Below are 22,781 nucleotides of genomic sequence, written 5' to 3'. Positions count from 1 at the left end.
GCGCTCGGGCCCGCCCGGGCCCGGGCCGGCGCCCCGGCCGCCCGGCCCCACCTACACCCCCACCTCATACAGCGCCTGGACCGCCTCCAACGTATCCGCCTCCTCCGCCCGCTTGTCCTCCCGATACCCCTTCACCCGAGCGAACCGCAACGTCACCCCACCCGGATACCGCGTACTCCTCTGCACCCCGTCAAAAGCAATCTCCACCACCAACTCCGGCCGCACGTACACCGTGTACGAGTCCTTACTCACGGCCAGCCCCAGCAAATGCTCCGTCTGCCACGTCAACATCGCGTCGGTCATGCCCTTGAACGTCTTGCCGAGCATCACGAACCCGCCGGCCTCCCCCACCACGCCCGACGCATCCCGCGCGCCCAGGTGCAGATTGGAGAGCCAACCGCGCCGGCGCCCGTGGCCCCACTCGGCCGCCAGCACGACGAGATCGAGCGTGTGCCGCGGCTTCACCTTCCACCAGCCGCCGCCTCGGCGCCCGGCCGCATACGGGCTGGCCAGCGACTTCACCACTACGCCCTCGTGCCCGCGGCGCAACGTCCGGGCCAGGAATTCGCCCGCGGGTGACGCGTCCGCCTGGGAAGAGACCTCGACGCGACGGACGACGCTCTCGGCGGGCGCCACCGCGGACAGCGCGGCGAAGCGCTCGGACGCGGGACGGTCGAGCAGGTCGGCACCGTCGAGGTGCAACGCGTCGAACAGCACCGCGGACAGCGGGATCTCGCCCCGGGCCTTCGGCACGTCGGTGCGGCTGCCGACCCGGGACGCGGTGACCTGGAACGGCTGCGGCCGCCCGTCCGGGCGCAACGCGATCGCCTCGCCGTCGAGCACCGCGGAGCGCACCGGCAGGGCCAGCGCCGCCTCCACCACCTCGGGTACCCGGGCCGTGATGTCGTCCAGGCTGCGCGTAACGACCAGCACGTCCGACCCGCTGCGGTGGACCTGCACCCGAGCACCGTCGAGCTTCTCCTCCACCGCGGCCGGGCCGGACCGGCCCAGCGCATCGGCCAGATCCTCGGCCGGCTGGGCCAGCATCGGCGCCAGCGGACGCCCGACCTCCAGCCGGAACTCGGCCAGCCCGGCCGCCCCGTCGCGCAGCGCGGTCTCGGCCACCACCCGCAGATCGCCCCGGAGCAACAGCGCGCGGCGCAGGTCGGCCAGTGGCAGGCCGGTCGCCGACGCCACCGCGTCGATCATCACGCCGGCCAGCGCCCCCTGACGCAGCTCCCCGACCAGCAGCGCGCGCAGGAACGGCTGCTCCTCCGACGTGGCCCGGGCGAACAGCGCGGCCAGCGCGTTACGCCGGGCCGCCACCGAGCCCGGCCCGGCCAGCGCCCCGATCGACGCGAAGGCCGCGTCGACCTCCAGCACCGTCAGCGTCGGTGCGGACGCCGCCTCGGACGGCAGATCGCGCAACGACGCCCAGCCAACGCCGATCTGGCGTTGCCGCAGCTCACCGCAGAGCCAGGCGACGGCGGGCACCACCTCGTCGAGCGACAGCTGCCGCAGGCAGGTGGCCAGCCGCTCGACCTTGGCCTTGCGGCCGCTGACGGCAGCCACGTCACGCCCGGTCGCGGCGATGTCGGCGAGAAGCATGGCCCCATCCTGCGCCCACCCACCGACAATTCGAGCCTGCCAACGAACCGCACGACGAATGAGTTCCGCCAGGGTTCACTCCAATTCTCGTTGGGTAGGGCAACCCCCAGCTACCTGGGGAGGTGGACAATGGCGTCAACTGAAGCGGAGCCCGCGCAGAGGTCCTTCAGAAGCCTCGTGCCGGCCCGGATGGACCGCCTGCCGTGGTCCCGGTTCCACTGGCTCGTCGTCATCGCGCTCGGCGTCACCTGGATCCTCGACGGGCTCGAGATCCAGATCGCGTCCACGGTGGCCGATCGGCTCACCGAAGACGGAACGCTCGGGCTCTCGGCCCAGCAGGTGACGCTGTCGGCGTCGATCTACCTGCTCGGCGAGGTCGTCGGAGCGCTCTGGTTCGGCCGGCTGGCCGACCGCCTGGGCCGGCGGAAGCTGTTCCTGATCACGCTGACGCTCTACCTGGTCGCCAGCGGCCTCACCGGGTTCTCGTTCACGTTCTACGAGTTCCTGCTGCTGCGCTTCCTGGCCGGTATGGGCATCGGTGGCGAGTACGCGGCGATCCACTCGGCGATCGACGAGCTGATCCCGGCGCACTACCGCGGCCGCGTCGACCTGGCGATCAGCGGCACCTACTGGGGCGGCGCAGCCCTCGCGAGCGCGGCCCAGATCGTGTTCCTGAACCCCGACATCTTCTCCGAGAACATCGGCTGGCGGCTCGGCTTCTTCCTCGGCCCGCTGATCGGTCTGGCGATCTGGCCGCTCCGGCGGCACATCCCCGAGAGCCCGCGCTGGCAGATGACCCACGGTCAGGCCGAAGAGGCCGAACGCACGGTCGACGAGATCGAGGAACGCGTCCGGGCCAGCGGCAAGACCATCGAACCCGTTCCGGACGACGAGGCCAGCGAGGTCAAACCGCATCCGCCGGTCACCTACCGGCAGATCGCCCAGGTGATGATCAAGCAGTACCCGAGCCGCACGATCCTCGGGTTCACGCTGATGACCACGCAGTCGTTCCTCTACAACGCGATCTTCTTCACGTACGCGCTGGTGCTGGGCACGTTCTACGACGTCGACAGCGGCACGATCCCGTACTTCTTCTTCCCGTTCGCGATCGGCAACCTGATCGGTCCGCTGGTGCTGGGCCATCTGTTCGACACGGTCGGGCGGCGGAAGATGATCGGCGGCACGTACGTCTCGTCCGGCATCCTGCTCGCGATCAGCGGTTACCTGTTCTACACGGGCGCACTGAACGCGGTCACCCAGACGATCTTCTGGTGCGTGATCTTCTTCATCGCGTCGGCGGCGGCCTCGTCCGGCTACCTGACCGTCAGCGAGATCTTCCCGCTCGAGCTCCGGAGCCAGGCGATCGCGTTCTTCTTCGCGATCTCCCAGTTCTTCGGTGGCGTCATCGCTCCGTGGCTGTTCGGTCAGCTGATCGGCGACGGCGAGAGCCGGGGCCCGCTGTTCGGCGGGTACCTGCTCGGGGCGGGGTTGATGATCGCCGGTGGTCTGGTGGCGTACTTCCTCGGGGTGGACGCCGAGCGGAAGTCGCTCGAGTCGATCGCGAAGCCGCTGGGCATCGTGAAGACCCGGGTGGCCGACGCCGGTCCGCGCCCAGCCCAAGGCACCTGATATCACCCACTCACCGGGGCGGCTGCGGGCACTCCGCGGCCGCCCCCGTCCGTTGCAAGGCAGTATGGAGGCCGGAGAGAGGAGACTCGTGACAGGTACGACCGGGGAACCGGTACGCCAGCGCCGGGCCAGTCGCGCCCCGAGCCCGCTCTTCATCGGCCTGGTCGCCGGTGCGGCGGTCTCCGGCTGGGGGCTCTGGACCCACCACGGCAACACGGGCCTGCTCGCGTTCGTGTTCGTCGCGTGCGCCTGGGTGGTCTCGCTGTGCCTGCACGAGTTCGCGCACGCGCTGGTGGCGTTCCAGGGCGGTGACCGCTCGGTCGTCGAAAAGGGCTACCTCACGCTCGACCCGCTGAAGTACACCCACTTCGTCTACAGCATCGTGCTGCCGCTGCTCTTCGTGCTGCTCGGTGGCATCGGCCTGCCCGGCGGAGCGGTGTTCATCGACCGGCGGTACCTGCGCAGCCGACTCTCGAACAGCCTGGTCTCGCTGGCCGGCCCGCTCACCAACGTGATCTTCGCGGCCGCGCTGGCCGTCGCGCTGGCCACGTTCGGCGTGAACGACGCCGAGCACGTCGAGTTCTGGGCCGCGCTCGCGTTCCTGACGTTCCTCCAGGTCACCGCGGCCGTGCTGAACTCGATGCCGGTACCGGGGCTCGATGGATTCGGCGTGATCCAGCCGTACCTGTCGAACAAGATCCTGCGTCAGGTGGCCCCGATCGCGCCGTACGCGGTGCTGCTGCTGTTCGTCCTGCTGTGGATCCCGCCGGTGAACCAGGCGTTCTTCTCGATCGTGCTGTGGTTCCTCGACCTGCTGGGCGTTCCCGAGGGCCTCACCGGGTATGGCCAGCAGTTGTTCCGGTTCTGGCTGGGGTGACCTCCACCCTGGGATCGAGATTTGCGTGTCGTGAGAGTTAGATAAGGGAGGCGTTATGACCGTCCGTTACGCGACTAGACTGCCCGCGTGACCGTTCGGGTTCGACAGGTCCCCAGGAACCGTACGAGGAAGGTCGGGTTCCATGCGTGAGCGTCAGGGTCGGGCCGTCGGAGCGCGGAGCGCTGCGCGGTCCAAGCCGGAGAGTTTCGGCCGGCTGCGGGTCACCGTCGACGACCGCGAGGGCTATGCGCTGGTCACGGTGGCCGGTGAGGTGGATGTCACCACCGGTTCGCAGTTGCGCGAACCGCTCCACGAGCTGGTCGAGCAGCGCAAGCATCGGCACGTCGTCGATCTGCGCGAGGTGACCTTTCTCGACTCCACCGGGCTGGGCATCCTGGTCAGCGACCACAAACGACTACGCGACCGCGACGGTTCGCTGCACGTCGTCGTGACGACCCCCGGCATCGTGGCCCGCGTGTTCCGCCTCACCGGCGTCGACCGCGTCGTGCCTCTGGTGAACACTGTCGAAGAGGCCGAGACCGCGCTGACCGCGGCGCCGTAGGGCTTCCGTTCTTTTTCTTACGCCTGCCGGGCGCGCGCCGGTCCCTTCCGCGACCGACGCGCCTCCGGTACCGCCCGGGTCGCCCCGCTCGCCCGTGCGTGGTTGCTCTCCCCGCCTCCGCCTGGCGGGGGTATGCATGGCTGGCCGTTTCCTCCCGGGCGCGCCGGCCCGCCTCCGCCCGCGCATGCAACGGAGCGCCGTTGGTCTGCGCCCGCCTCGCCGCTCTCCTGACCGTTTGCCCCGCTACGACAGACGCTTGCGCGCCGCCGGCGTCACCGTCCACGGCGAACGCGACATCCTCGGCCTCTGTCCGCGACCGGGACGCCATCGGCAAGCACGGCGGTCCGTCTACGCCGTCCCAGCCGAACAGGCCGCCGCGGCGCAATTGCCGCATCACCGCCGACAGCACGAACCAGCCGATCTACCCCGAAAAACGGACACTCCCCCGGGATCCGCTGAACCGTGCTTCGCAGTCCCGCTGCTCGGGGGTGTCCCTCTGGGATCGTCGGGTGACCGGGGCGAGACCGGCCGAGGTGGCCGGAGGCGGGGAAGGCGCTGGCGTTGCCGACCTGGACCGACCGTTCGGCGCGTTGGGTCAGGACGGTGCGCAACGAGTCGGCCATTTCGGGCAGCACCATCTCGGCCGCGGCGGCGCCTGGGAGTAGCAGATCGCGCCCATTCGAGGCCCGTGTTCGACCGCGGTCGGGGTCAGGCGCCGGCGTCCGGCTTAGCGCAGGCTGTTCGGGCCGCCGAATCGGCACCCGCGGATGCGGTTGCTGATGCGAGTGGCCTCGCCAGGTCGTCGTCGACCCGGCCAGGCAAGGTGGTGAGGGCGCGAACGGCGCTCGGCTCGCCCGCGTGACCGTCCCGGTCGTGGTCGTCGGGCTCGGCGGTGCATCCTCCCGGCGGCGATCTCTGGCCGACGCCGGACGCGCCCGCGGCGATTTCTGGTCGACGCCAGACGCGCCCGCGGCGCGCTCAGGTCTCGTCGCGCTACCAGTCCCGGCACAGCGGAGGCGGTCTCCGGCCGCGCGGCTCCGTGCGCAGCGGCAACACGTCGACCGCGACGGGCGACGGACTCAGGCGGTCGCCTCGGCGGGCTCGTCGGCGTCGGCGTTGCGGGGGGCGGTGAGGTCGAACTCGCACCAGACGGCCTTGCCGCCCGGCACCGCGCGGGCACCCCAGCGCCGAGCCACCCGCCGCACCAGGAACAGCCCCCGGCCGCTCTCGGCGTCGGCGTCGGCGATGCGGGGCCGAGGCATCGCGGGCTCCCGATCGAACACCTCGACCACGATCCGGCTGGCCGACCGCCGCAGCCGCAGCTGCTCGGCCGCACCCCCGTAGAGCAGCGCGTTCGCGACCAGCTCGGACACCGCAAGCACGATGTCGTCCCGGACTAGGGCCGGGAGCTGCCAGGTGCTCAGCACGCCGTAGCAGAACGCCCGGGCCCGGCGCGTCGGGTCTTCGCCCTCGCCGAGCTCCAGCTCGATCACCCGGACCGGCCCGACCGACAGGCCGGTCGGCCACGCCGCCGCGAGCACGGTGGAGCCCGCGCCCGCGCCGGTCACCGCGTCCGCCACCGCGACCGGGTCGGTGAGCCCGTCGGCGAGCCCGGCCGCGACCGCGGCCGCCACCGCCTCGACCGGAGGCGCGGCCGAGACCGCACCGACCGGCGTGTCCACCGAGAACGGCGCGGTCAGGAACCGGGCGTCGTCGGCCAGCTCGCCCGGCATCGACACGACGACCGTGCCGCCGGGCGGGATCGCCACGGTCTGCTCGCCGTACGAGACGCTGACGCTGACGAAGCCGCCGAGCGGGCCGCCGTCGGGGGCCGGAGGCGCCACCGCGGCGTTCTTCACCGAGCAGATCACCGGCCCCGGGTGCCCGGCCTGCGCGAAGCAGAACGTGCCGTCGACCGGATCGAAGACGCCGTAGAGCAGTCGGGCCCGGAACGGCTCCTCCCACTCGGCCACCAGCGCGTCGAGCTGCCCGAGCGCTTCGGCCGGAGCCAATTCGACCCGGGCCGTGGCCCGCACCGCCATCCGGAGGCTCTGGGCCAGCCGGGACGCGACCGCGGGGTCGTCGGCCAGCACGCGGCCGGACACCAGGATCGTGCGGCCCGCGGCGGCCGGCAGCGCCTCGCACCAGGCCTGGGGGTCGGAGGCCCGCCGCTCGACGACGAGATCGCCGTCACCGGGAGCGTCGGACGGCTCGGCGGCGAAACCCACCGGCGCAGTGCCGGCCGGCGTCACCACGCGGCTCCACGTGGACGCAGACGCAGTTCGCCAACGGCCATGGTCAGGGTCTCCTCCTGTACCGAGCGTGTTCTCACGCCGACCTCCGGTTCCCACCAAGCCTAATCGTCCCGCGCAGGCGTGCCGCCGGAACTCCCCGTAAGGAGGGTGGGAGCCTCGTGTGCCTGCCGTGACCGCTTCGTGACGGGGTGGCAACGGCTCGGATTATCCTCGCCAGGGCGCCGGGTGCAAGGGCCTCTACCCCCGAGGCAGCACCGGACGCTTCTCGACGAGCAAATCGGCGAACAGGTCACCATCCTCAGCCGCACGCGCCAGCACGTCGTCGAACCTGAACACGAGATCTTCCGGACGGCGGCACGCGGCCACTTCGTCCCAGTGCAGCGGAGTCGAGACCGTCGGGGCCGGCCGGGCCCGGAGCGAATACGGGGCCACGGTGGTCTTCGCGGTGTTGTTCTGGCTCCAGTCGATGAAGATCCTGCCCGGGCGGACCGCCCTGGCCATGACCGAGGTCACTTTCTCCGGGTCGTCCTTCTCCAGCTTCTGGGCGACCGATTTCGCGTAATCCGACGTGCGGCCCGGGTCCACCGGCTTGATCGCCGCGTAGACCTGCATGCCCTTCGACCCCGACGTCTTGGCGACGGCGGTCAGCCCGTCGGCGTCCAGGACCTTACGGAGCCGCAGGGCGACGGCGGCACACTCGACGACGGTGGCCGGGGCACCCGGATCGAGGTCGAACACCAACAGGTCGGTACCGCGGACGCCGCCCCGCGGGCCGACGGTCCACTGCGGGACGTGGAGCTCGAGCGCCGCGAGGTTCGCGAGCCAGACGATCGTGGCCAGCGCGTCGCCGTCGTTCTCCGGCAGCACCAGATAGTCGATTTCGTCCCGGTTCATCGTGCTGCCCGGCGCCGGGAGGCGTTCGGTGCGCACCCACGGAGGCGCGCCGTTCGGGACGTTCTTGGCGAAGAAGCCCTGCCCGTCGACCCCGTTCGGGTACCGCTTCAGCGAGAGCGGACGACCTGCCAGATGAGGTATCAGAACGGGCGCGATTCGCGAGTAATAGTCGATCACCTCGCCTTTCGTCGTACCGGTCTCCGGGTAGAGAATCTTGGAGAGGTTCGACAATGCGAGCTGACGATCGGCCACGGCAACCGTCGTGGTCGTTCCGGACGTCTTCGCCACGCCGACACCTCCACGCTGGACTTCCCCCCGGCGGTAACCGCAGAGTAAACCCCACACCGTTACCCACAGGGGGCACCGCCAATGCGTGCGATCTGGAAGGGCGTCGTGTCGTTCGGGCTCGTCACGATCCCGATCAAGCTGTTTTCCGCGACCGAGCAGCACGACGTTCAGCTCCGGCAGGTCCACGCGGCCGACGGTGGGCGCATCCGGTACCGCCGGGTGTGCGAGGCCGAGGGTGTCGAAGTGCCCTACAGCGAGATCGCCAAGGGCTACGAACTGCCGGACGGCCAGGTCGTCGTGCTCAACGACGAAGACTTCGAGAACCTGCCGATCGCGTCCGGGCGCAACATCGACGTGCAGAAGTTCGTTCCGGCCGAGCAGGTCGACGGGCTCTACCTCTCGAAGGGGTACTTCCTGCAGGCCGACGGCCCCGGCGCGAAGCCCTACGTGCTGCTGCGCGAGGCGCTGCTGAAGGCCGGGACGATCGCGGTGGTCAAGGTCGCGCTGCGCCAGCGCGAGGCGCTCGCGCTGCTCCGCCCGTACGGCGACGTGCTGCTGCTCCAGACGATGCTCTGGCCGGACGAGATCCGCGACCCGGCCGAGCTCGCGCCCGACTCGGACATCGCCGTGCGTCCGCAGGAGATGCAGATGGCCGAGTCGTACATCCAGACGCTCACCGGCGACCTCGACATGGAGGAGTTCACCGACGACTACGCGGTGGCGCTCCGGGAGGTCGTCGACGCGAAGATCCAGGGCCACGAGATCGAGCAGCCCGAGTCGCCGTCGGAGGGCGGTGGCGCGGTGCTCGACCTGATGGCGGCGCTGGAGGCGTCGGTCGCCGAGGCGAAGCGGGCCCGCGGCGAGACCGTCGAAGAGAGCCGGCCGGCCGCGAAGAAGGCCCCGGCCAAGAAGGCCGCACCGCAGAAGGCGTCGCCGCGCAAGGCGCCGGCGAAGAAGGCCGCGGCCAAGAAGACGACGGCGAAGTCGACCGCCAAGAAAACGGCGTCAAAGAGCACAAGCCAGCGCAAGACCGCCTGAGCCTCACCTGTTTACTCCCGAGTGGCTTCCGGGCTCCTCCGCAGCGACGCGGCGACCGGGCTAGGGTTCAGGGGCAGCGATGGAGGGAGTACTAATGGTCGACCCCGCTGGTTCGGCGGCCCCAGAACGGAACGGTGCCGCGACCGGTGCGCTCGGTGATGCGACCGACGCGGTCCTCTCGGTGGAGCAGGTTCCGCCGTCGGACGACGGGCGGCAGGTGGTGAGGGTCGGCGGCGAGATCGACATGCTCACCGCGCCCCGGCTACGCGACGCGCTGACGCCGGTCGTCGCGGTGCCCGGCTCGGACGTCGTGCTCGATCTCGACGCGGTCACGTTCCTGGGCTCCAACGGCCTGGGCGTGCTCGTCGAGCTCTCGCAGCAGGCCGAGGCCGTCGGCACCAAGTTCCGGCTGGTCTGTGCGAACCGCACGGTGAGCAGGCCGCTGACGCTGACCGGCCTCGACCAGGTCCTCGACTTCTACGAGTCGGTCTCCGACCTGCCGCCCGCCGGCCACTGAGGCACGGTTTCGCCGGCGGCCCGGGGGGGAACCCCGGTACCGGCGAAACCGTCCCGAGGAGGTCTCGATGCCCGGTCGTCAGGAGTTGCCGTCCACGCTGAAGCGGTCTTCGAAGAAGGCGCAGGAGACGTGGGTGAAGACCCACGACTCGGCGGTCGAGACGTACGGCGAGGGCGAGCGTGCGCACCGGACCGCGTTCGGCGCGGTGAAGCACTCGTTCGAGAAGGTCGGCGACCACTGGGAGCCGAAGGCGCAGCGCGGCCCGTCCGACGAGCAGTCGGAGAAGACGGGCGCGGCCGCCCGGCGCCCCGGTAAGACCGAGGAGGGCGTCGACGCCAACGCGTCCAAGACGCACCTCCAGGAGGTCGCCCGCCGGTTGGACGTCAAGGGCCGCTCGAAGATGACGAAGAGCGAGCTCGTCGACGCGATCAAGAAGGCGAACCGCAAGAAGACCGCCGAAGCACGCTCGTGAGGAAGGGCCCCGGAATCCCGGGGCCCTTCTCACTGAGCTCAGTGGCGGGAGCGCACTCGCCAGAGCACGGCCAGGGTCAGGACCGTCAGGCCGGCGCCCACCCCGAGCAGGGCCGGGCGGCTGAGCAGCTGGTCGCGACCGTTCCGGAGGAGCGGACCGACCTTGGCCGAGGCCTCGTGCACCCTCTGCGTCGCCTTCTGGGCCGAACGCGCGGCGACCGCGCGAGGCGTGACCCTCGCGACGAGCTCGTCGACGTCCCGCCGCAGTTGCTCCCGGGCGAACGCGATGTTGCGCTCTAATTCCTCAGGTTGCGGGCCCACCGCACATCCTCCTTAACCGCTTCGATCGCTTGTGTCGGAACCGGCTTGACCCGACGCAGTCTCAACGCGCCGAACAGGCCGGCGATCCCCGCGATCAGCGCCCAGACCCCGGCGACGATCAGCGCAGCCCAATAGCCGGCCATGACCTCGGACAGGGCGTACACGGCGGCCAGCGACAACAGCGGGATGATCATCAGCCCGGCGGCGGCCGCGACGGCCAGCCCGGCTGCGCCGGCCGCGGCCTTGCCGACCTCCTGCTTGAGCTCGGCCTTGGCCAGATCGATCTCGGCCTTCACCAGGCTGGACACGCCGGCCGCGACGTCGCTCACCAGCTGGCCGATCGAGGGTTCCCGCGCCCGCTCGACCGCCGGTCGGTCGTTGGTCGTTCCTGCTCCCACGGTTGCCACCGCTTCCTCCCGCCGCCCGGTCCTGCACCCCATGTCAGCGCCCGCGCTCGCGCCGGGGCGCGGACGCTGTACCCGCTGGCCAACCCCGTCAACCTTGACGTACCCACGACTAGGGTGCCAGAGAACAGGGGTCGGCGGCCCGAGCGTCCACGGGTGGGTTCGGCGGGGTAGGTTCGGGCCAGCGCCGGCGGGGTAACCCCGCGTGAGCCGCAGCGGCCCGTCCCCTCGGGCCGCCGCTACCCGGTTCCCCGCCGGGTCGGACGACGGTAACGAGGAGCGAGCTTGATGGCGGTGCCCGAACAGACCAGCTCGGAGCCTACCGAGGCCCCAGACGAGGGCAGTGACATCGAGCTGAGCCTCCCGGCCGACCCGGTGCACGTCCCGGTGGCCCGCGCGCTGGCCGCCGACCTCGCGGTGCGTCTCGACTACGACCTGGACGAGGTCTCCGACCTCCGGATGGCCGTCGACGAGGCGTGCGCGGAGCTGGTGGCGAAGGCGGCCGGCCCGGGCCGGCTGCGGTGCGTGTTCCGCGCCGACGACGACGCGCTGCGGGTCACGGTGTCGGCCACCACGAAGGACGGCACGACGCCGGGCCAGGGCACGTTCGGCTGGCGCGTCCTCACCGCGCTCGTCGACGAGGTGACGACCTGGGCCGACGCCGGCAACGTCGTCCACATCCAGCTGATCAAGCGGCGGCTCGAGGCTCTCGCGTGAACGACCGCGCCCCGGCGCGTCGCCCGGCCGGGAAGGCCGGGCGATGACCGCACCCCACAGTGAGAAGCCGGCCGAAGCGCCGGCCCCCGACATCGACGTCGACGAGGTCGCCGACGCCCGGTCGGAGTCCCGCCGGGAGGCGGCCGCGCTGTTCGAGGAGATGGCCGCGCTGCCGGAGGGCTCCCCCCGGCGGCAGGTCATCCGCGACCAGCTCGTCACGATGCACCTGCCGCTCGTCCGGCACCTGGCCCGCCGGTTCAACAACCGCGGCGAGCCGCTGGAAGACCTCGTGCAGGTGGCGACCGTCGGCCTGATCAACTCGGTCGACCGGTTCGACGCCGAGCGCGGCGCCGACTTCCTCTCCTACGCGGTGCCCACCGTCGTCGGCGAGATCAAGCGGCACTTCCGGGACCACGGCTGGGCGGTACGGGTACCGCGCAGGCTCAAGGAGCTGCACCTTTCGCTCACTGCGGCAACGGCGGAGTTGTCGCAGCGCAACGGTAGGGCTCCGAACGCGTCCGAGCTGGCCGAGCACCTCAAGCTCTCCCGCGAGGAGGTCCTGGAGGGGCTGGAGGCGGCCAACGCCTACCGCAGCTCGTCGCTCGACGACCCGGTGCGTGGTGACGGCGAGATGCCGACGCTGGCCGAGACGCTCGGCGACGAGGACGCGGCGCTGGAGCACGTCGAGTTCCGCGAGTCGCTGCAGCCGCTGCTGGCCCAGGTGCCACCGCGGGAGCGGAAGATCCTGATCCTGCGGTTCTTCGGCAACATGACCCAGTCGCAGATCGCCGACCGGATGGGCATCAGCCAGATGCACGTGTCGCGGCTGCTCAGCCAGACGCTGGCCAAACTGCGCGAGCGCCTGCTGGTCGACGAGTAACCCCGGTGCCCGCCGCGGGGCGGCGGCGGGCATTCCCCGGAAGGTGTGGCGCGCGTCACTCGATCGGAGCAGAGTGGGTTACCGATAGGTAACTCCACCGGTCGAAGGAGATGCCCGTGACGACCGCACCGACCGAACGCGAATCACGACAGGTCGCCGAGGCCGCCCGTCAGACCGAATGGAACAAGCCCAGCTTCGCCAAGGAGCTGTTCCTGGGCCGATTCCCGCTCGACCTGATCCATCCCGAGCCCCAGCCGTCCGACGACGCCCGCAAAGCCGGCGAGGAGTTCCTGGCGAAGCTGCGTCCGTTCCTCGAGGGCATCGACGCGGCCGCGATCGAGCGCGACGCCCGCATCCCCGACCACGTCCTGACCGGGCTGATGGAGCTGGGCGCGTTCGGCATGAAGATCCCGGCCGAGTACGGCGGGCTCGGCCTGACCCAGGTGTACTACAACAAGGCGCTGATGATGGCCGGGTCGGTGAACCCGGCGCTGGGCGCGATGCTCTCGGCCCACCAGTCGATCGGCGTGCCCCAGCCGGTCGCCCAGTTCGGCACCGAGGAGCAGAAGCGCAAGTTCCTCCCCCGCTGCGCGACCACCGACATCAGCGCGTTCCTGCTCACCGAGCCCGACGTCGGCAGCGACCCGGCCCGGCTGGCCTGCTCGGCCGTCCCTGACGCCGACGAGTACGTGCTCGACGGCGTCAAGCTCTGGACGACGAACGGCGTGGTGGCGAACCTGCTCGTCGTCATGGCCCGGGTGCCGAAGCACGAGGGTGGGCGCGGAGGGATCACCGCCTTCGTGGTCGAGGCCGACTCCCCCGGCATCACGGTCGAGAACCGCAACGCGTTCCTCGGGCTGCGCGGCCTAGAGAACGGGGTCACGCGGTTCCACCAGGTGCGGGTGCCGGCCGAGAACCGGATCGGGCGCGAGGGCGAAGGCCTGAAGATCGCGCTGACCACGTTGAACACCGGCCGGCTGTCGCTGCCGGCGATCTGCGCCGGCACCGCGAAGTGGTCGCTCAAGATCGCCCGCGAGTGGAGCAACGCCCGCGAGCAGTGGGGTCGTCCGGTCGGTAAGCACGACGCGGTCGCCGGGAAGATCGCGTTCATCGCCGCGACCGCGTTCGCGCTGGAGGCCGTCCTCGACCTGACCAGCCAGCTCGCCGACGAGAAGCGCAACGACATCCGGATCGAGGCCGCGCTGGCCAAGCTCTACGCGTCCGAAATGGGGTGGCTGGTCGCCGACGAACTGGTGCAGATCCGCGGTGGGCGCGCCTACGAGACGGCCGAGTCGCTCGCCGCGCGCGGCGAACGCGCCGTTCCGGTCGAGCAGGCCCTCCGCGACCAGCGGATCAACCGCATCTTCGAGGGCTCGACCGAGATCATGCACCTGTTGATCGCCCGCGAGGCGGTCGACGCCCACCTGTCGGTGGCCGGCGACATCATCGATCCGGACGTCTCGCTGGGCGACAAGGGCCGCGCCGCCGCTCAGGCCGGCAAGTTCTACGCGGGCTGGCTCCCGACGCTGGCCGTCGGGGCCGGGCAGGTACCGACGTCGTTCTCCGAGTTCGGGCCGCTGGCCCGGCACCTGCGCTACGTCGAGCGGGCCAGCCGGAAGCTGGCCAGGCAGACGTTCTACGGGATGTCGCGCTGGCAAGGGCGGCTCGAGCACCGGCAGCGGTTCCTGGCCCGGATCGTCGACATCGGAGCCGAGCTGTTCGCGATGAGCGCGGCCTGCGTGCGGGCGGCGTCGCTGAAGGCGTCCGGGCCGCCGCAGCGGGGCGCGACCGCGTTCGAGCTCGCGGACGCGTTCTGCCGCCAGGCCACCGTGCGGGCCGACGCGTTGTTCGAGGCGCTCTGGACGAACAGCGACGACACCGACCGGATGCTGGCCGACCGGGTGCTGGACGGGCGGTATGAGTGGCTGGAGGAGGGCGTCCTCGACCCGTCCGACGACGGCCCGTGGATCATGCCGGCCGAGCCGGGCCCGTCGACCAAGGAGAACCAGCGCCGGGTGGTTCAGCCGCCGAGCTCGTAACACGCGATGGCGGCCGCGGTCGCGACGTTGAGGCTGTCGACGCCTCGGTGCATGGGGATGCGCACCCGGGCGTCGGCCGCCGTGAGGGCCTTGCCGGAGAGGCCGGGACCCTCGGCGCCGAGCAGCAGCGCGGGGCGTTCGACCCGGAGGTCGCGGAGGCTGACCGCCTCCGGGTCGGGGGTGAGCGCCAGCAGCTCGAACCCGGCCCGGCGCACGGTGTCGAGCGCGTCCGGCCAGGGCTCCAGCTTGGCGTACGGAACCGCGAACACCTCGCCCATGCTGACCCGGACGCTGCGCCGGTAGAGCGGGTCGGCGCACGACGGGCTGAGCAGGATCGCGTCCATGCCGAGCCCGGCCGCCGACCGGAAGATCGCCCCGATGTTCGTGTGCGTGTTGATGTCCTCGAGGATCAGGATCTTGCCCGCCGTGCGCAGCAGCTCGGCCGCGGTCGTCGGCGCGGGCCGGTGCACCGAGCCGAGCACCCCGCGGTGGACGTGGAATCCGGTGATCGCCTCCAGGACCGTCGGGGTGGCCGCATAGAGCGGGGCGTCCGGGGCGATCGTGTCGACCTGGTCGACCCGCTTGGCGTCGACCAGGATCGAGCGCATCGCGTAACCGGCCCGGACCGCGCGGCGCAGGACGAGCTCGCCCTCGGCGATGAACAGCCCGTGCGGCGGCTCGAACGCGGTCCGCAGCGCGACGTCGGTCAGCGCGCGGTAATCCGCGATGCGGGGGTCGTCGGGGTCGGTGATCTCGATCGGCGGCACGTCTAGCGATTCTCCGCGCCGGTGGTCGTCGTCGCCGAACCGCCCTCGCCAGGACCGCCGGGCGGGTGCAGGCCGGCGCGGACGACGGCGACCAGTCGCTCGCGGGCGGCGGGGTCGGCGGCGTCCCGTTCCCGGGCCAGACAGCCGGCCAGCAGCGCCTTCACGTCCGCGAAGTCGACGTCGGGCCGGACCGCCCCGGCCTCCTGGGCGGCGCGCAACAGCCGGTCGAAGTGGCCGTTCAGGTCGTAGCCGGTGGCGTCGGCGGCGGCGTCGATGTCGAAGCCGGCGCCGACCAGGGCGTCGGCCAGGCCGCGGTCGAGGGCACCCTCGGCCGCCATGACGGCGAAGAACGCGAAGAACGCGTCGGCCGGTGCGCGGTCCGTTGCCAGCGCCCGGGCCTCGGACACCAGACGCTCGACCCGGGCCGACACGATCGCCTGGAACAGGCTCTCCTTGGTCGGGAAGTGCCGGCTGACCGTGCCGGTGCCGACGCCGGCCCGGCGGGCGATCTCGTGCACGGGTACGGCAAGGCCTTCGGCCGCGAACGCCTCGATCGCCGTCTCGAGCACCTTGGCGCGGTTGCGTTGCGCGTCGGCGCGCACCATGACGTCCCCCTTGACAAACGGGATGGCCATCCCGGATCGTCGTAAGCGGGACGGACATCCCGATTCTAGCCGGAGGACGTCATGCGTTGGACCGCCACCCAGATCCCCGACCTGACCGGCCGCATCGCGGTCGTGACCGGCGCGAACGCCGGCCTGGGCCACGAGACCGCCCGCCTGCTGGCCGACCACGGCGCCGAGGTGGTCCTGGCCTGCCGAGACGAGGCCAAGGCCGAAGCAGCCGCCGCCCGCCTCGCCGCCCATGGGGCGCTGACCTCCACCGTGGCCCTCGATCTCGCGTCGCTCGCCTCGGTGCGGGCCGCGGCCGAGATCCTCCGCGGGCGCTACCCGCGGATCGATCTGCTGATCAACAACGCGGGGGTCGGCATGTCCCCGGCCGGCCCGACCGCGGACGGCTTCGAGATCCACCTCGGCACCAACCATCTCGGCCACTACGCGCTCACCGGCCTGCTTCTCGAGCCCCTGCTCGCCGCCCCGGGCTCCCGGATCGTCACGGTCAGCAGCCTCGGCCACAAACGCGGCCACCTGCACTGGGACGACCTCCAGCTGGAACGGAAGCACTCGCTCCCCGAGGCGTACTTCCAGTCCAAGCTGGCCAACCTGCTCTTCACCTACGAACTGAACCGACGGTTGGCCGGCACCGCCACGATCGCGGTCGCCGCTCACCCCGGCAACGCCCACACCGAGTTCATGCGTCACATGCGCCCGTGGCAGCGGGCCATCGCGTCGCCCCGGCTCCGGGCGCTCAACGGCTGGCTGCTCCAGCCGGCCGAGGTCGGCGCGCTCGCGGCCGTCCGCGCCGGTACCGACCCGGATCTGCGCGGCGGCGAGTACGTCGGCCCTCCGGGCCGGTTGGGCTTCACCGGTCACCCCGAGGTCGTCCGGTCCAGCGACCGGTCGTACGACGAGGACGACCAGCGTCGCCTCTGGACGGTGTCGGAGCGGCTTACCGGCGTGCGGTACCGGGTACCGACGGCGGCATGACCGTCGCACTCCGGGACGCCCAGGACGCCTTCGACGCGGCGGCCGCCCGCTTCGACACGCTGCTGGCCGAGATCACCGACGTCCAGCAGCTCGCGCGCAGCCGGTGCTCCGGCTGGCAGGTGTGCGACGTGATCGCGCACCTGCACCTGGGCCTGGCCGAGATGATCACCGGCTTCGCGTACCCCACCGACGCCCCGGCCGACACCGACTTCGTCTCGTACTGGCGTCACCGCCCGGCGGCCGACCCCGCCCGGGACGTCGCCCAAGCGCGGTTCGTCCGGCTGGTCTCGTCGGCCTACGCGAAGCCGTCCGGGCTGATCGGGCACGTCCGGCCGACCGTCGACGCGGCCCGGCGGTTCGTCGCCCTGGCCGGTGACGGGCGGATCGAGTTCCAGGACCAGATCCTGCCGGTCGGCGACTTCATCGCGACCTGGGTCGTCGAGATCGCGCTGCACCACCTGGACGTCCTCGTCGACCTGCCCGGCCTGCCCCGGCCGCCGGCGAACGCGCTCGCGCTGATCGCGACCACACTGGACGACCTGCGCGGTGACCCCACCCGCCCGCACGACTGGGACGACGAGACGTACGCGCTCGCGGGGTCCGGTCGGATCCCGACCGACCTGCCGGGGTTCCCTTTGCTCGGATGACTATGCTGCCGGGCATGATCGAGCCGGGCCTGCGTCCGCTCCTCGACCGGTGGCGCAGCGTCGACGTCGTGGTCCGTGACGCCGTGCTCGTCGCGGTGCTGCTGGTCATCGCGTTCGCGCCGACCTCGGCCGGCCTGGGCATGGACCTGGCCGAGTTCCCCGACCGCCGGGCGCTCGACGCGTTCGGCGTCGTGCTGATCGTCGCCCAGTGCCTGCCGCTGGTGCTGCGCCGGGTCGCGCCGATTCCGTGCGCGGTGCTGATCGTCGCCGCGATCGCCGTGCACCAGGCGCTGGCCTACCCGCGGTCGTCGGCCAGCCTGGCCGTGATCATCGCGCTGTACAGCCTGGGCGCCTACCAGGTGCGGCACCGGCGGGCGCTGGCGATCGGCGGCGCCGTGGTCTACGCCGGGATCGCGCTGCTGCTGCACGCGGCCGGCTCCCCCGAGAGCCCGTTCGCGTACGTGACGTTCTTCGTCGTGCTGGTCGTGTTCTGGGCCGCCGGCGACTGGATGCGCCGCCAGCGCGACACCGCCGAGGCGCTGCGCCGGGCCAGCGTCGAGTCCGCGCTGGCGACCGAGCGCTCGGTGATCGCGCGTGAGCTGCACGACGTCGTCACCCATCACGTCACCGCGATGGTGGTGCAGGCCGACGCGGCCGGGTTCCTGATCGACGCGGCCCCGGCCAAGGCCAAAGAGGGCCTGAGTACGGTCAGCGGCACCGGACGCGCGGCGCTGACCGAGCTGCGCCACCTGCTCCAGGTGCTCGACCCGGCCGACGGAGCGGAGCGGCAGCCGGCCGTCGGAAAGCTCGAGGACCTGGTCGAACGCACGCGCGCGATGGGGCAACCGGTGGAGTGGGCCGAGCACGGCGTCCCCCGGCCGACCGGCGGAGGCGTCGACCTGGCCGTCTACCGGGTGGTGCAGGAGGCGCTGACGAACGCGGTCAAGTACGCGAACGGACGCCCGACGGCGGTGCGCGTCGACCACGGCGACGACCGCATCGCGGTCGAGGTGGCCACCGAGGGATCCACGACGATGAAGGGCGGAGCCGTGCGCAACGGTCGCGGACTGACCGGGCTGAAGGAGCGGGTGAGCGTGTTCGGCGGCGAGTTCGACGCCGGGCCGACGGCGGACGGCGGGTTCCGGGTTCGAGCCTCGATCCCCACCGGCCCGATTCCGGCTGGGACAGACGCGTGACGCGGGTGCTCGTGGCCGACGACCAGGCGCTGATCCGCACCGGGTACGTGACGATCTTCGACGCGATGCCCGACCTGGAGGTGGTCGGCGAGGCCGGGGACGGTTCCGAGGCGGTGAGGCTCGCCGGTGAGCTGCGGCCGGACGTCGTCGTGATGGACATCCGGATGCCGGTGCTCGACGGGATCGAGGCCACCCGCCGGCTCGCCGGCCCGGACGTCGACGAGCCGACGAAGGTGCTGGTCGTGACCACGTTCAACCTCGACGAGTACGTGTACGAGGCGATCCGGGCCGGTGCCGCGGGCTTCCTGCTCAAGGACGCGCCGCCGGCCGAGCTGGTCGGCGCGGTGCGGACGATCGCGGCCGGTGAGGCGCTGGTCTCCCCCGCGGTCACCCGCCGGTTGATCGGCCACTTCGGCGAACGGCTGCGCCCGGCCGACCAGCCGGCCGCCCGGGTCGAGGCGCTCGCTCCGCGCGAGACCGAGGTGCTGACGCTGATCGCACAGGGCATGTCCAATGCCGAGATCGCGGCCGAGTTGGTGATCAGCCCGGAGACCGTGAAGACGTACGTGTCGCGGATCCTCACCAAGCTCGATCTCCGCGACCGGGTCCAGGCCGTCGTCTACGCCTACCGAACCGGCCTGGTGACCGTGTAGCTCGTCCGAGCGACAGCCCGGTCGTCGCTCGGGCCGCCGGCCGGGATGCGCGCCCGTCGAGAGTTTCCAATAAGTGTTTGACGCGACTGGCAGAGTATCCACCATGTCGTCGGAAACCCCGGATCGGGTTGCTGCGCTCCGCGCGGCAGCTCATCCGTTGCGTCTGCGGATCCTGTCGCTGCTCACCGGCGCTCCGATGACCGCCACCGAGGTCGCGCAGGAGCTCGGCATCACCCACGCCAACGCGAGCTACCACCTCCGCAAGCTGCTGATCCTCCCGGCGGTCGTCGTCGAGCACGAGGGCGGCCCGGGCCGGGGCGGCAGCAAGCGGTACCGCTACGACGCCGAGCGCGAGCCCCGCACCGGCGGCCGCAACCGGCCGGTCGAGGCCTCGCGCGGCGTCTTCCTGGTGTTGGCCGAGGAGCTGAGCCGGCGGGCCGGCCTGCTCGCGCCGGAGGGCCGGGGCGCCCAGACCGACGCTGAACTGTGGGTGACGCCAGAGGACTGGGACGCGGTCGTGGACACGGTCCGAGAGGCTTCGCTGCTCCTGCACCGAGCCGCGAAACCACCGCGCTCTCCCGGCACGGTGCACGTCAATGCCACCATCGCGCTCTTCCCGATGGTCGACCGGCAACCGGCGCAGGACCGGTGACCGCCCCGCTCCGGCACCCGGCCTTCCGGCTGCTCCTCGCCGCCCGCACGATCAACACGCTCGGCAACGCGGTCGCGCCGCTGGCTCTGGCGTTCGCGGTGCTCGACCTCACCGGGTCGGCGTCCGCCCTGGGGCTGATCGTCGGCGCGCGCTCGCTGGCCAACGTCGCGTTCGTGCTGGTCGGGGGCGTCGTGGCCGATCGGCTCCCGCGCCCGCTGGTGCTCGTCGGGTCGAACGTGCTCAGCGCGCTGACCCAGGCGACGGTCGCCGCGCTCGTCCTCACCGGCACCGCGCACGTCCCGGCGCTGATCGCGCTCTCGGTGCTCAACGGCTCGCTGGCCGCGCTCAGCCAGCCGGCGTCGGCCGCCCTCACCCCGCAGACCGTCCCGCCGGACGTCCGGCAGCAGGCCAACGCGCTGCTGCGGCTCGGCGCGAACGGGACGAACGTCGTCGGGGCCGCGGCCGGCGGGGCCGTCGTCGCGGTCATCGGGCCGGGCTGGGGCCTGGCCGTGGACGCGCTGTCGTTCCTGATCGCCGGCGCGGTGTTCGCGGCCCTCACAGTGCAGCCGGTGGCCGCCGCACAAAGCGAAAGCATCCTCGGCGACCTGCGCGAAGGCTGGAGCGAGTTCTGGTCCCGGACCTGGCTGTGGGTCGTCGTCGCCGCGTTCTCGGTCATCAACACCGCGTTCGGCGCGATGCTGGTGCTCGGGCCGGTGGTCGCCGACCACACGATCGGGCGCGGCGGCTGGGGGCTGGTGCTGGCCTCGGAGACCGCCGGGATGGTGCTCGGCAGCGTGCTCGCGATCCGCTCGCGGGCCCGGCGTCCGCTGCTCGTCGGGATGCTGTGCATGGCGCTGTTCGCAGGGCTCCCGGCCGGGCTCGCGCTCGCCCCGCATCTGGGCGTCCTGATCGTGCTCGGGCTGCTCTCGGGCGTCGGCGTCGAGCAGTTCGGGGTGGCCTGGGAGACGACGATGCAGGCCAACGTTCCGGCCGAGAAGCTGGCCCGGGTCTACTCGTACGACATGCTCGGGTCTTTCCTGGCGATTCCGGTCGGCGAAATCGCGGCCGGCCCGATCGCCGAGAGCGCCGGCACCACCCCGACGCTGCTCGGCGCGGCGGTTCTGGCGTTGGCGGCGGCCCTGATCGCCGCGGCCGTGCCGGGCGTCCACAACCTCCGCCGCCGCGAGCCCGAGCCCGCGGCGGCGTGAGGCCCGGTCGGCGGCGAGGCCGCCGACCGGGTGCCCGCCGCCGCGGGCATCCCTCTCAGAGCGGGCGTTCGCCGCCGGGCGTGCTGCTGGCCGCGTCGTTCACGGCCTGCTGGGCCTCACGGGCAGCGGCCTCGGCCGCCGCCTCGGCCGCGGCCGTCTGCTCCGGCGTCGCGACCGCGGGCGGAGCCGGCGGTGCCGGGGGCACGGGGGCCGTCGGCGCCTTGGGCGGCAGTCCGTTCTGCGACGGCGCGCCCGCCGGCGGCACGAACGCACGCCCGAACCCCTCGAGCGCCTTGTTCAGCTCGGCCGGCACGATCCACACCTTGTTCGCGCTGCCCTGCGCGATCTGCGGCAGCATCTGCAGGTACTGGTACGACAGCAGCTTCTCGTCCGGGTTCCCGGCGTGGATCGCCGCGAACACGGTCTCGATCGCCCGCGCCTGGCCCTCGGCCTGCAGGACCCGCGCCTCCCGGTCACCCTGGGCCCGGAGGATCGCCGACTGCTTCTCGCCCTCGGCGGTGAGGATCTGCGACTGCTTGACGCCCTCGGCGTTCAGGATCGCGGCCCGCCGGTCACGCTCGGCGCGCATCTGCTTCTCCATCGAGTCCTGGATCGAGTGCGGCGGGTCGATCGCCTTCAGCTCGACCCGGTTGACCCGGATGCCCCACTTGCCGGTCGCCTCGTCGAGCACCCCGCGCAGCTGACCGTTGATCTGATCGCGGCTGGTCAGCGTCTCCTCGAGGTTCAGGCCACCGATGACGTTCCGGAGCGTGGTGACCGTGAGCTGCTCGATCGCCTGGATGTAGTTCGCGATCTCGTAGGTCGCGGCCCGCGGGTCGGTGACCTGGAAGTAGATCACCGTGTCGATGTTCACGACGAGGTTGTCTTCGGTGATCACCGGCTGGGGCGGGAACGAGACGACCTGCTCGCGCAGGTCGATCAGCGGGCGCACCTTGTCGATGACCGGGACGACGACGGTCAACCCGGGCGAGAGCGTCCGGCTGTAGCGGCCCAGCCGTTCGACGACCGCGGCCCGGGCCTGCGGAATGATTCGGACTGCCCGGCCCAGCACGAACAGGACCAGCAGAATGATGACGGCGACGACTATCAGGACTGCGGCGTCCATCAGGGCACCCTCCAGACGAGCGCGGTTGCGCCCTTGACTTCCACGACCTGGACGGTCTGGCCAGGTTCGATGACTTGGGTGCTGTCGTAGGCGCGGGCGGTCCACTGCTCGCCGCCGATCTTGACCAGGCCGTGGTGCTCGTCGACCTGCTGCAGGACCAGCGCGTCCGAGCCGCGCACCGCGTCGATCCCGTGCTTGACCGGATCTTTGGCGATCTCGAGCCGGCGTTTCGCGATCGGCCGGACCGCCGCCAGCGACCCCACCGAGATCAGCGCGAACACCAGCGCCTGGATCAGCAGGGGCGCCCCGGCGCCCGCGGCGATGGCGCCCGCCAGCGCGCCGCTGGCGAACATGATCAGCACGAGGTCGAGAGAGAACATCTCGGCGACGAGCAGACCGACAGCGACGATCAGCCAGATCACCCA

The 22,781-nt window shown here is 71.7% G+C and carries 24 protein-coding genes; 15 read left to right on the top strand and 9 right to left on the bottom strand.

The genetic code is table 11. From position 1 onward, the window contains the following. Positions 1 to 51: 51 nt before the first annotated feature. Entirely contained in the window at positions 52 to 1,608 is a 1,557-nt protein-coding gene (locus tag FL583_RS37625) for an ATP-dependent DNA ligase (RefSeq protein WP_142709690.1), read from the bottom strand. Between the two features lie 129 nt (positions 1,609 to 1,737). On the opposite strand from FL583_RS37625, the gene FL583_RS37620 reads away from it, so the two are divergent. From FL583_RS37620 to FL583_RS37610, 3 genes are all read left to right on the top strand, one after another. After that, the gene (locus FL583_RS37620) at positions 1,738 to 3,237 is read left to right on the top strand and encodes an MFS transporter (RefSeq protein WP_142709689.1); all 1,500 of its coding nucleotides are present in this window, start codon (positions 1,738 to 1,740) and stop codon (positions 3,235 to 3,237) included. Positions 3,238 to 3,325: 88 nt separating this feature from the next. Beyond that, positions 3,326 to 4,114 (top strand): site-2 protease family protein, encoded by a 789-nt coding sequence (locus FL583_RS37615; RefSeq protein WP_142709688.1) that lies wholly within the window; start codon positions 3,326 to 3,328, stop codon positions 4,112 to 4,114. A 142-nt stretch (positions 4,115 to 4,256) separates the two neighbouring features. Beyond that, positions 4,257 to 4,676, top strand: coding sequence for an STAS domain-containing protein (locus FL583_RS37610; RefSeq protein ID WP_142709687.1), 420 nt, complete (start codon positions 4,257 to 4,259; stop codon positions 4,674 to 4,676). A 1,079-nt stretch (positions 4,677 to 5,755) separates the two neighbouring features. On the opposite strand, the gene FL583_RS37605 is transcribed toward FL583_RS37610, so the two are convergent. Together FL583_RS37605 and ligD are read right to left on the bottom strand one after the other, a co-directional pair. After that, positions 5,756 to 6,931: a SpoIIE family protein phosphatase gene (locus tag FL583_RS37605; protein ID WP_142709686.1), complete on the bottom strand. Its 1,176-nt coding sequence runs from the start codon at positions 6,929 to 6,931 to the stop codon at positions 5,756 to 5,758. A 237-nt stretch (positions 6,932 to 7,168) separates the two neighbouring features. Further along, positions 7,169 to 8,113, bottom strand: a complete 945-nt coding sequence (gene ligD, locus FL583_RS37600; RefSeq protein WP_205752805.1) for a non-homologous end-joining DNA ligase — start codon at positions 8,111 to 8,113, stop codon at positions 7,169 to 7,171. 81 nt (positions 8,114 to 8,194) lie between these two features. Here ligD and ku point away from each other — a divergent pair, with 81 nt between their 5' ends. The 3 genes from ku to FL583_RS37585 all read left to right on the top strand — a co-directional run bounded on the left by ku (position 8,195) and on the right by FL583_RS37585 (position 10,140). Beyond that, positions 8,195 to 9,151 carry a non-homologous end joining protein Ku gene (gene ku, locus FL583_RS37595; RefSeq protein ID WP_142709685.1) on the top strand — a complete coding sequence of 319 codons (957 nt, stop codon included), beginning with the start codon at positions 8,195 to 8,197 and terminating at the stop codon, positions 9,149 to 9,151. A gap of 94 nt (positions 9,152 to 9,245) precedes the next feature. Continuing rightward, positions 9,246 to 9,668 (top strand): STAS domain-containing protein, encoded by a 423-nt coding sequence (locus tag FL583_RS37590; protein WP_142709684.1) that lies wholly within the window; start codon positions 9,246 to 9,248, stop codon positions 9,666 to 9,668. A gap of 67 nt (positions 9,669 to 9,735) precedes the next feature. Next, positions 9,736 to 10,140 carry a ChaB family protein gene (locus FL583_RS37585; RefSeq protein WP_142709683.1) on the top strand — a complete coding sequence of 135 codons (405 nt, stop codon included), beginning with the start codon at positions 9,736 to 9,738 and terminating at the stop codon, positions 10,138 to 10,140. A 38-nt stretch (positions 10,141 to 10,178) separates the two neighbouring features. Here the strand turns inward: FL583_RS37585 and FL583_RS37580 are convergent, their stop codons facing one another. Further along, positions 10,179 to 10,460, bottom strand: a complete 282-nt coding sequence (locus FL583_RS37580) for a DUF3618 domain-containing protein (protein ID WP_142709682.1) — start codon at positions 10,458 to 10,460, stop codon at positions 10,179 to 10,181. Next, a complete protein-coding gene (locus tag FL583_RS37575) occupies positions 10,436 to 10,858 on the bottom strand; it encodes a phage holin family protein (RefSeq protein ID WP_170324078.1) in 423 nt (140 codons plus the stop codon). Before FL583_RS37575 ends, FL583_RS37580 begins: the two co-directional genes overlap by 25 nt. A 294-nt stretch (positions 10,859 to 11,152) precedes the next feature. On the opposite strand from FL583_RS37575, the gene FL583_RS37570 reads away from it, so the two are divergent. From FL583_RS37570 to FL583_RS37560, 3 genes are all read left to right on the top strand, one after another. Beyond that, positions 11,153 to 11,581 carry an ATP-binding protein gene (locus FL583_RS37570; RefSeq protein WP_142709680.1) on the top strand — a complete coding sequence of 143 codons (429 nt, stop codon included), beginning with the start codon at positions 11,153 to 11,155 and terminating at the stop codon, positions 11,579 to 11,581. A 43-nt stretch (positions 11,582 to 11,624) separates the two neighbouring features. Next, a complete protein-coding gene (locus tag FL583_RS37565) occupies positions 11,625 to 12,461 on the top strand; it encodes an RNA polymerase sigma factor SigF (protein WP_142709679.1) in 837 nt (278 codons plus the stop codon). Positions 12,462 to 12,571: 110 nt separating this feature from the next. Next, on the top strand, positions 12,572 to 14,500 hold the full coding sequence (locus FL583_RS37560) for an acyl-CoA dehydrogenase family protein (RefSeq protein WP_142709678.1): 1,929 nt from the start codon (positions 12,572 to 12,574) through the stop codon (positions 14,498 to 14,500). Here FL583_RS37560 and FL583_RS37555 read toward each other — a convergent pair. Both FL583_RS37555 and FL583_RS37550 read right to left on the bottom strand, forming a co-directional pair. Further along, a complete protein-coding gene (locus FL583_RS37555) occupies positions 14,482 to 15,267 on the bottom strand; it encodes a TrmH family RNA methyltransferase (RefSeq protein ID WP_142709677.1) in 786 nt (261 codons plus the stop codon). The two genes, FL583_RS37560 and FL583_RS37555, sit on opposite strands and share 19 nt — an antisense overlap. A 2-nt stretch (positions 15,268 to 15,269) precedes the next feature. Then, entirely contained in the window at positions 15,270 to 15,902 is a 633-nt protein-coding gene (locus FL583_RS37550; RefSeq protein WP_205752804.1) for a TetR/AcrR family transcriptional regulator, read from the bottom strand. Positions 15,903 to 15,953: 51 nt separating this feature from the next. Between FL583_RS37550 and FL583_RS37545 the strand changes: the two genes are divergently transcribed. From FL583_RS37545 to FL583_RS37520, 6 genes are all read left to right on the top strand, one after another. Beyond that, the gene (locus FL583_RS37545) at positions 15,954 to 16,874 is read left to right on the top strand and encodes an oxidoreductase (protein ID WP_142709676.1); all 921 of its coding nucleotides are present in this window, start codon (positions 15,954 to 15,956) and stop codon (positions 16,872 to 16,874) included. Next, positions 16,871 to 17,521 carry a maleylpyruvate isomerase N-terminal domain-containing protein gene (locus FL583_RS37540; RefSeq protein ID WP_142709675.1) on the top strand — a complete coding sequence of 217 codons (651 nt, stop codon included), beginning with the start codon at positions 16,871 to 16,873 and terminating at the stop codon, positions 17,519 to 17,521. Before FL583_RS37545 ends, FL583_RS37540 begins: the two co-directional genes overlap by 4 nt. A 14-nt stretch (positions 17,522 to 17,535) precedes the next feature. Then, positions 17,536 to 18,717: a sensor histidine kinase gene (locus FL583_RS37535; RefSeq protein ID WP_205752803.1), complete on the top strand. Its 1,182-nt coding sequence runs from the start codon at positions 17,536 to 17,538 to the stop codon at positions 18,715 to 18,717. Then, positions 18,714 to 19,370, top strand: a complete 657-nt coding sequence (locus FL583_RS37530; RefSeq protein ID WP_170324077.1) for a response regulator — start codon at positions 18,714 to 18,716, stop codon at positions 19,368 to 19,370. The genes FL583_RS37535 and FL583_RS37530 overlap by 4 nt, the downstream gene beginning before the upstream one ends. Positions 19,371 to 19,473: 103 nt before the next feature. Beyond that, positions 19,474 to 20,022: an ArsR/SmtB family transcription factor gene (locus FL583_RS37525; protein WP_142709673.1), complete on the top strand. Its 549-nt coding sequence runs from the start codon at positions 19,474 to 19,476 to the stop codon at positions 20,020 to 20,022. Beyond that, a complete protein-coding gene (locus FL583_RS37520; RefSeq protein ID WP_142709672.1) occupies positions 20,019 to 21,230 on the top strand; it encodes an MFS transporter in 1,212 nt (403 codons plus the stop codon). The genes FL583_RS37525 and FL583_RS37520 overlap by 4 nt, the downstream gene beginning before the upstream one ends. A gap of 55 nt (positions 21,231 to 21,285) precedes the next feature. Here the strand turns inward: FL583_RS37520 and FL583_RS37515 are convergent, their stop codons facing one another. Both FL583_RS37515 and FL583_RS37510 read right to left on the bottom strand, forming a co-directional pair. Next, positions 21,286 to 22,356, bottom strand: coding sequence for an SPFH domain-containing protein (locus FL583_RS37515; RefSeq protein WP_142709671.1), 1,071 nt, complete (start codon positions 22,354 to 22,356; stop codon positions 21,286 to 21,288). After that, positions 22,356 to 22,736 (bottom strand): NfeD family protein, encoded by a 381-nt coding sequence (locus tag FL583_RS37510; RefSeq protein WP_170324079.1) that lies wholly within the window; start codon positions 22,734 to 22,736, stop codon positions 22,356 to 22,358. Before FL583_RS37510 ends, FL583_RS37515 begins: the two co-directional genes overlap by 1 nt. Positions 22,737 to 22,781: the final 45 nt, after the last annotated feature.

This window comes from Cryptosporangium phraense (assembly GCF_006912135.1).
In the GTDB taxonomy this organism is placed as follows: Bacteria; Actinomycetota; Actinomycetes; order Mycobacteriales; family Cryptosporangiaceae; genus Cryptosporangium; species Cryptosporangium phraense.
Note: the sequence above shows the minus strand (reverse complement) of the source record. Positions and strands in the feature narration are given on the sequence as shown.

Excerpts from the sequence above, each read along its gene's own strand:
- FL583_RS37625 (WP_142709690.1), bottom strand. The coding sequence starts at position 1,608 with ATGCTTCTCGCCGACATCGCCGCGACCGGGCGTGACGTGGCTGCCGTC.
- FL583_RS37620 (WP_142709689.1), top strand. The coding sequence starts at position 1,738 with ATGGCGTCAACTGAAGCGGAGCCCGCGCAGAGGTCCTTCAGAAGCCTC.
- FL583_RS37610 (WP_142709687.1), top strand. The coding sequence starts at position 4,257 with ATGCGTGAGCGTCAGGGTCGGGCCGTCGGAGCGCGGAGCGCTGCGCGG.
- ku (WP_142709685.1), top strand. The coding sequence starts at position 8,195 with ATGCGTGCGATCTGGAAGGGCGTCGTGTCGTTCGGGCTCGTCACGATC.
- FL583_RS37590 (WP_142709684.1), top strand. The coding sequence starts at position 9,246 with ATGGTCGACCCCGCTGGTTCGGCGGCCCCAGAACGGAACGGTGCCGCG.
- FL583_RS37585 (WP_142709683.1), top strand. The coding sequence starts at position 9,736 with ATGCCCGGTCGTCAGGAGTTGCCGTCCACGCTGAAGCGGTCTTCGAAG.
- FL583_RS37570 (WP_142709680.1), top strand. The coding sequence starts at position 11,153 with ATGGCGGTGCCCGAACAGACCAGCTCGGAGCCTACCGAGGCCCCAGAC.
- FL583_RS37565 (WP_142709679.1), top strand. The coding sequence starts at position 11,625 with ATGACCGCACCCCACAGTGAGAAGCCGGCCGAAGCGCCGGCCCCCGAC.
- FL583_RS37560 (WP_142709678.1), top strand. The coding sequence starts at position 12,572 with ATGCCCGTGACGACCGCACCGACCGAACGCGAATCACGACAGGTCGCC.
- FL583_RS37550 (WP_205752804.1), bottom strand. The coding sequence starts at position 15,902 with ATGGCCATCCCGTTTGTCAAGGGGGACGTCATGGTGCGCGCCGACGCG.
- FL583_RS37545 (WP_142709676.1), top strand. The coding sequence starts at position 15,954 with ATGCGTTGGACCGCCACCCAGATCCCCGACCTGACCGGCCGCATCGCG.
- FL583_RS37540 (WP_142709675.1), top strand. The coding sequence starts at position 16,871 with ATGACCGTCGCACTCCGGGACGCCCAGGACGCCTTCGACGCGGCGGCC.
- FL583_RS37535 (WP_205752803.1), top strand. The coding sequence starts at position 17,536 with ATGATCGAGCCGGGCCTGCGTCCGCTCCTCGACCGGTGGCGCAGCGTC.
- FL583_RS37525 (WP_142709673.1), top strand. The coding sequence starts at position 19,474 with ATGTCGTCGGAAACCCCGGATCGGGTTGCTGCGCTCCGCGCGGCAGCT.
- FL583_RS37515 (WP_142709671.1), bottom strand. The coding sequence starts at position 22,356 with ATGGACGCCGCAGTCCTGATAGTCGTCGCCGTCATCATTCTGCTGGTC.
- FL583_RS37510 (WP_170324079.1), bottom strand. The coding sequence starts at position 22,736 with ATGTTCTCTCTCGACCTCGTGCTGATCATGTTCGCCAGCGGCGCGCTG.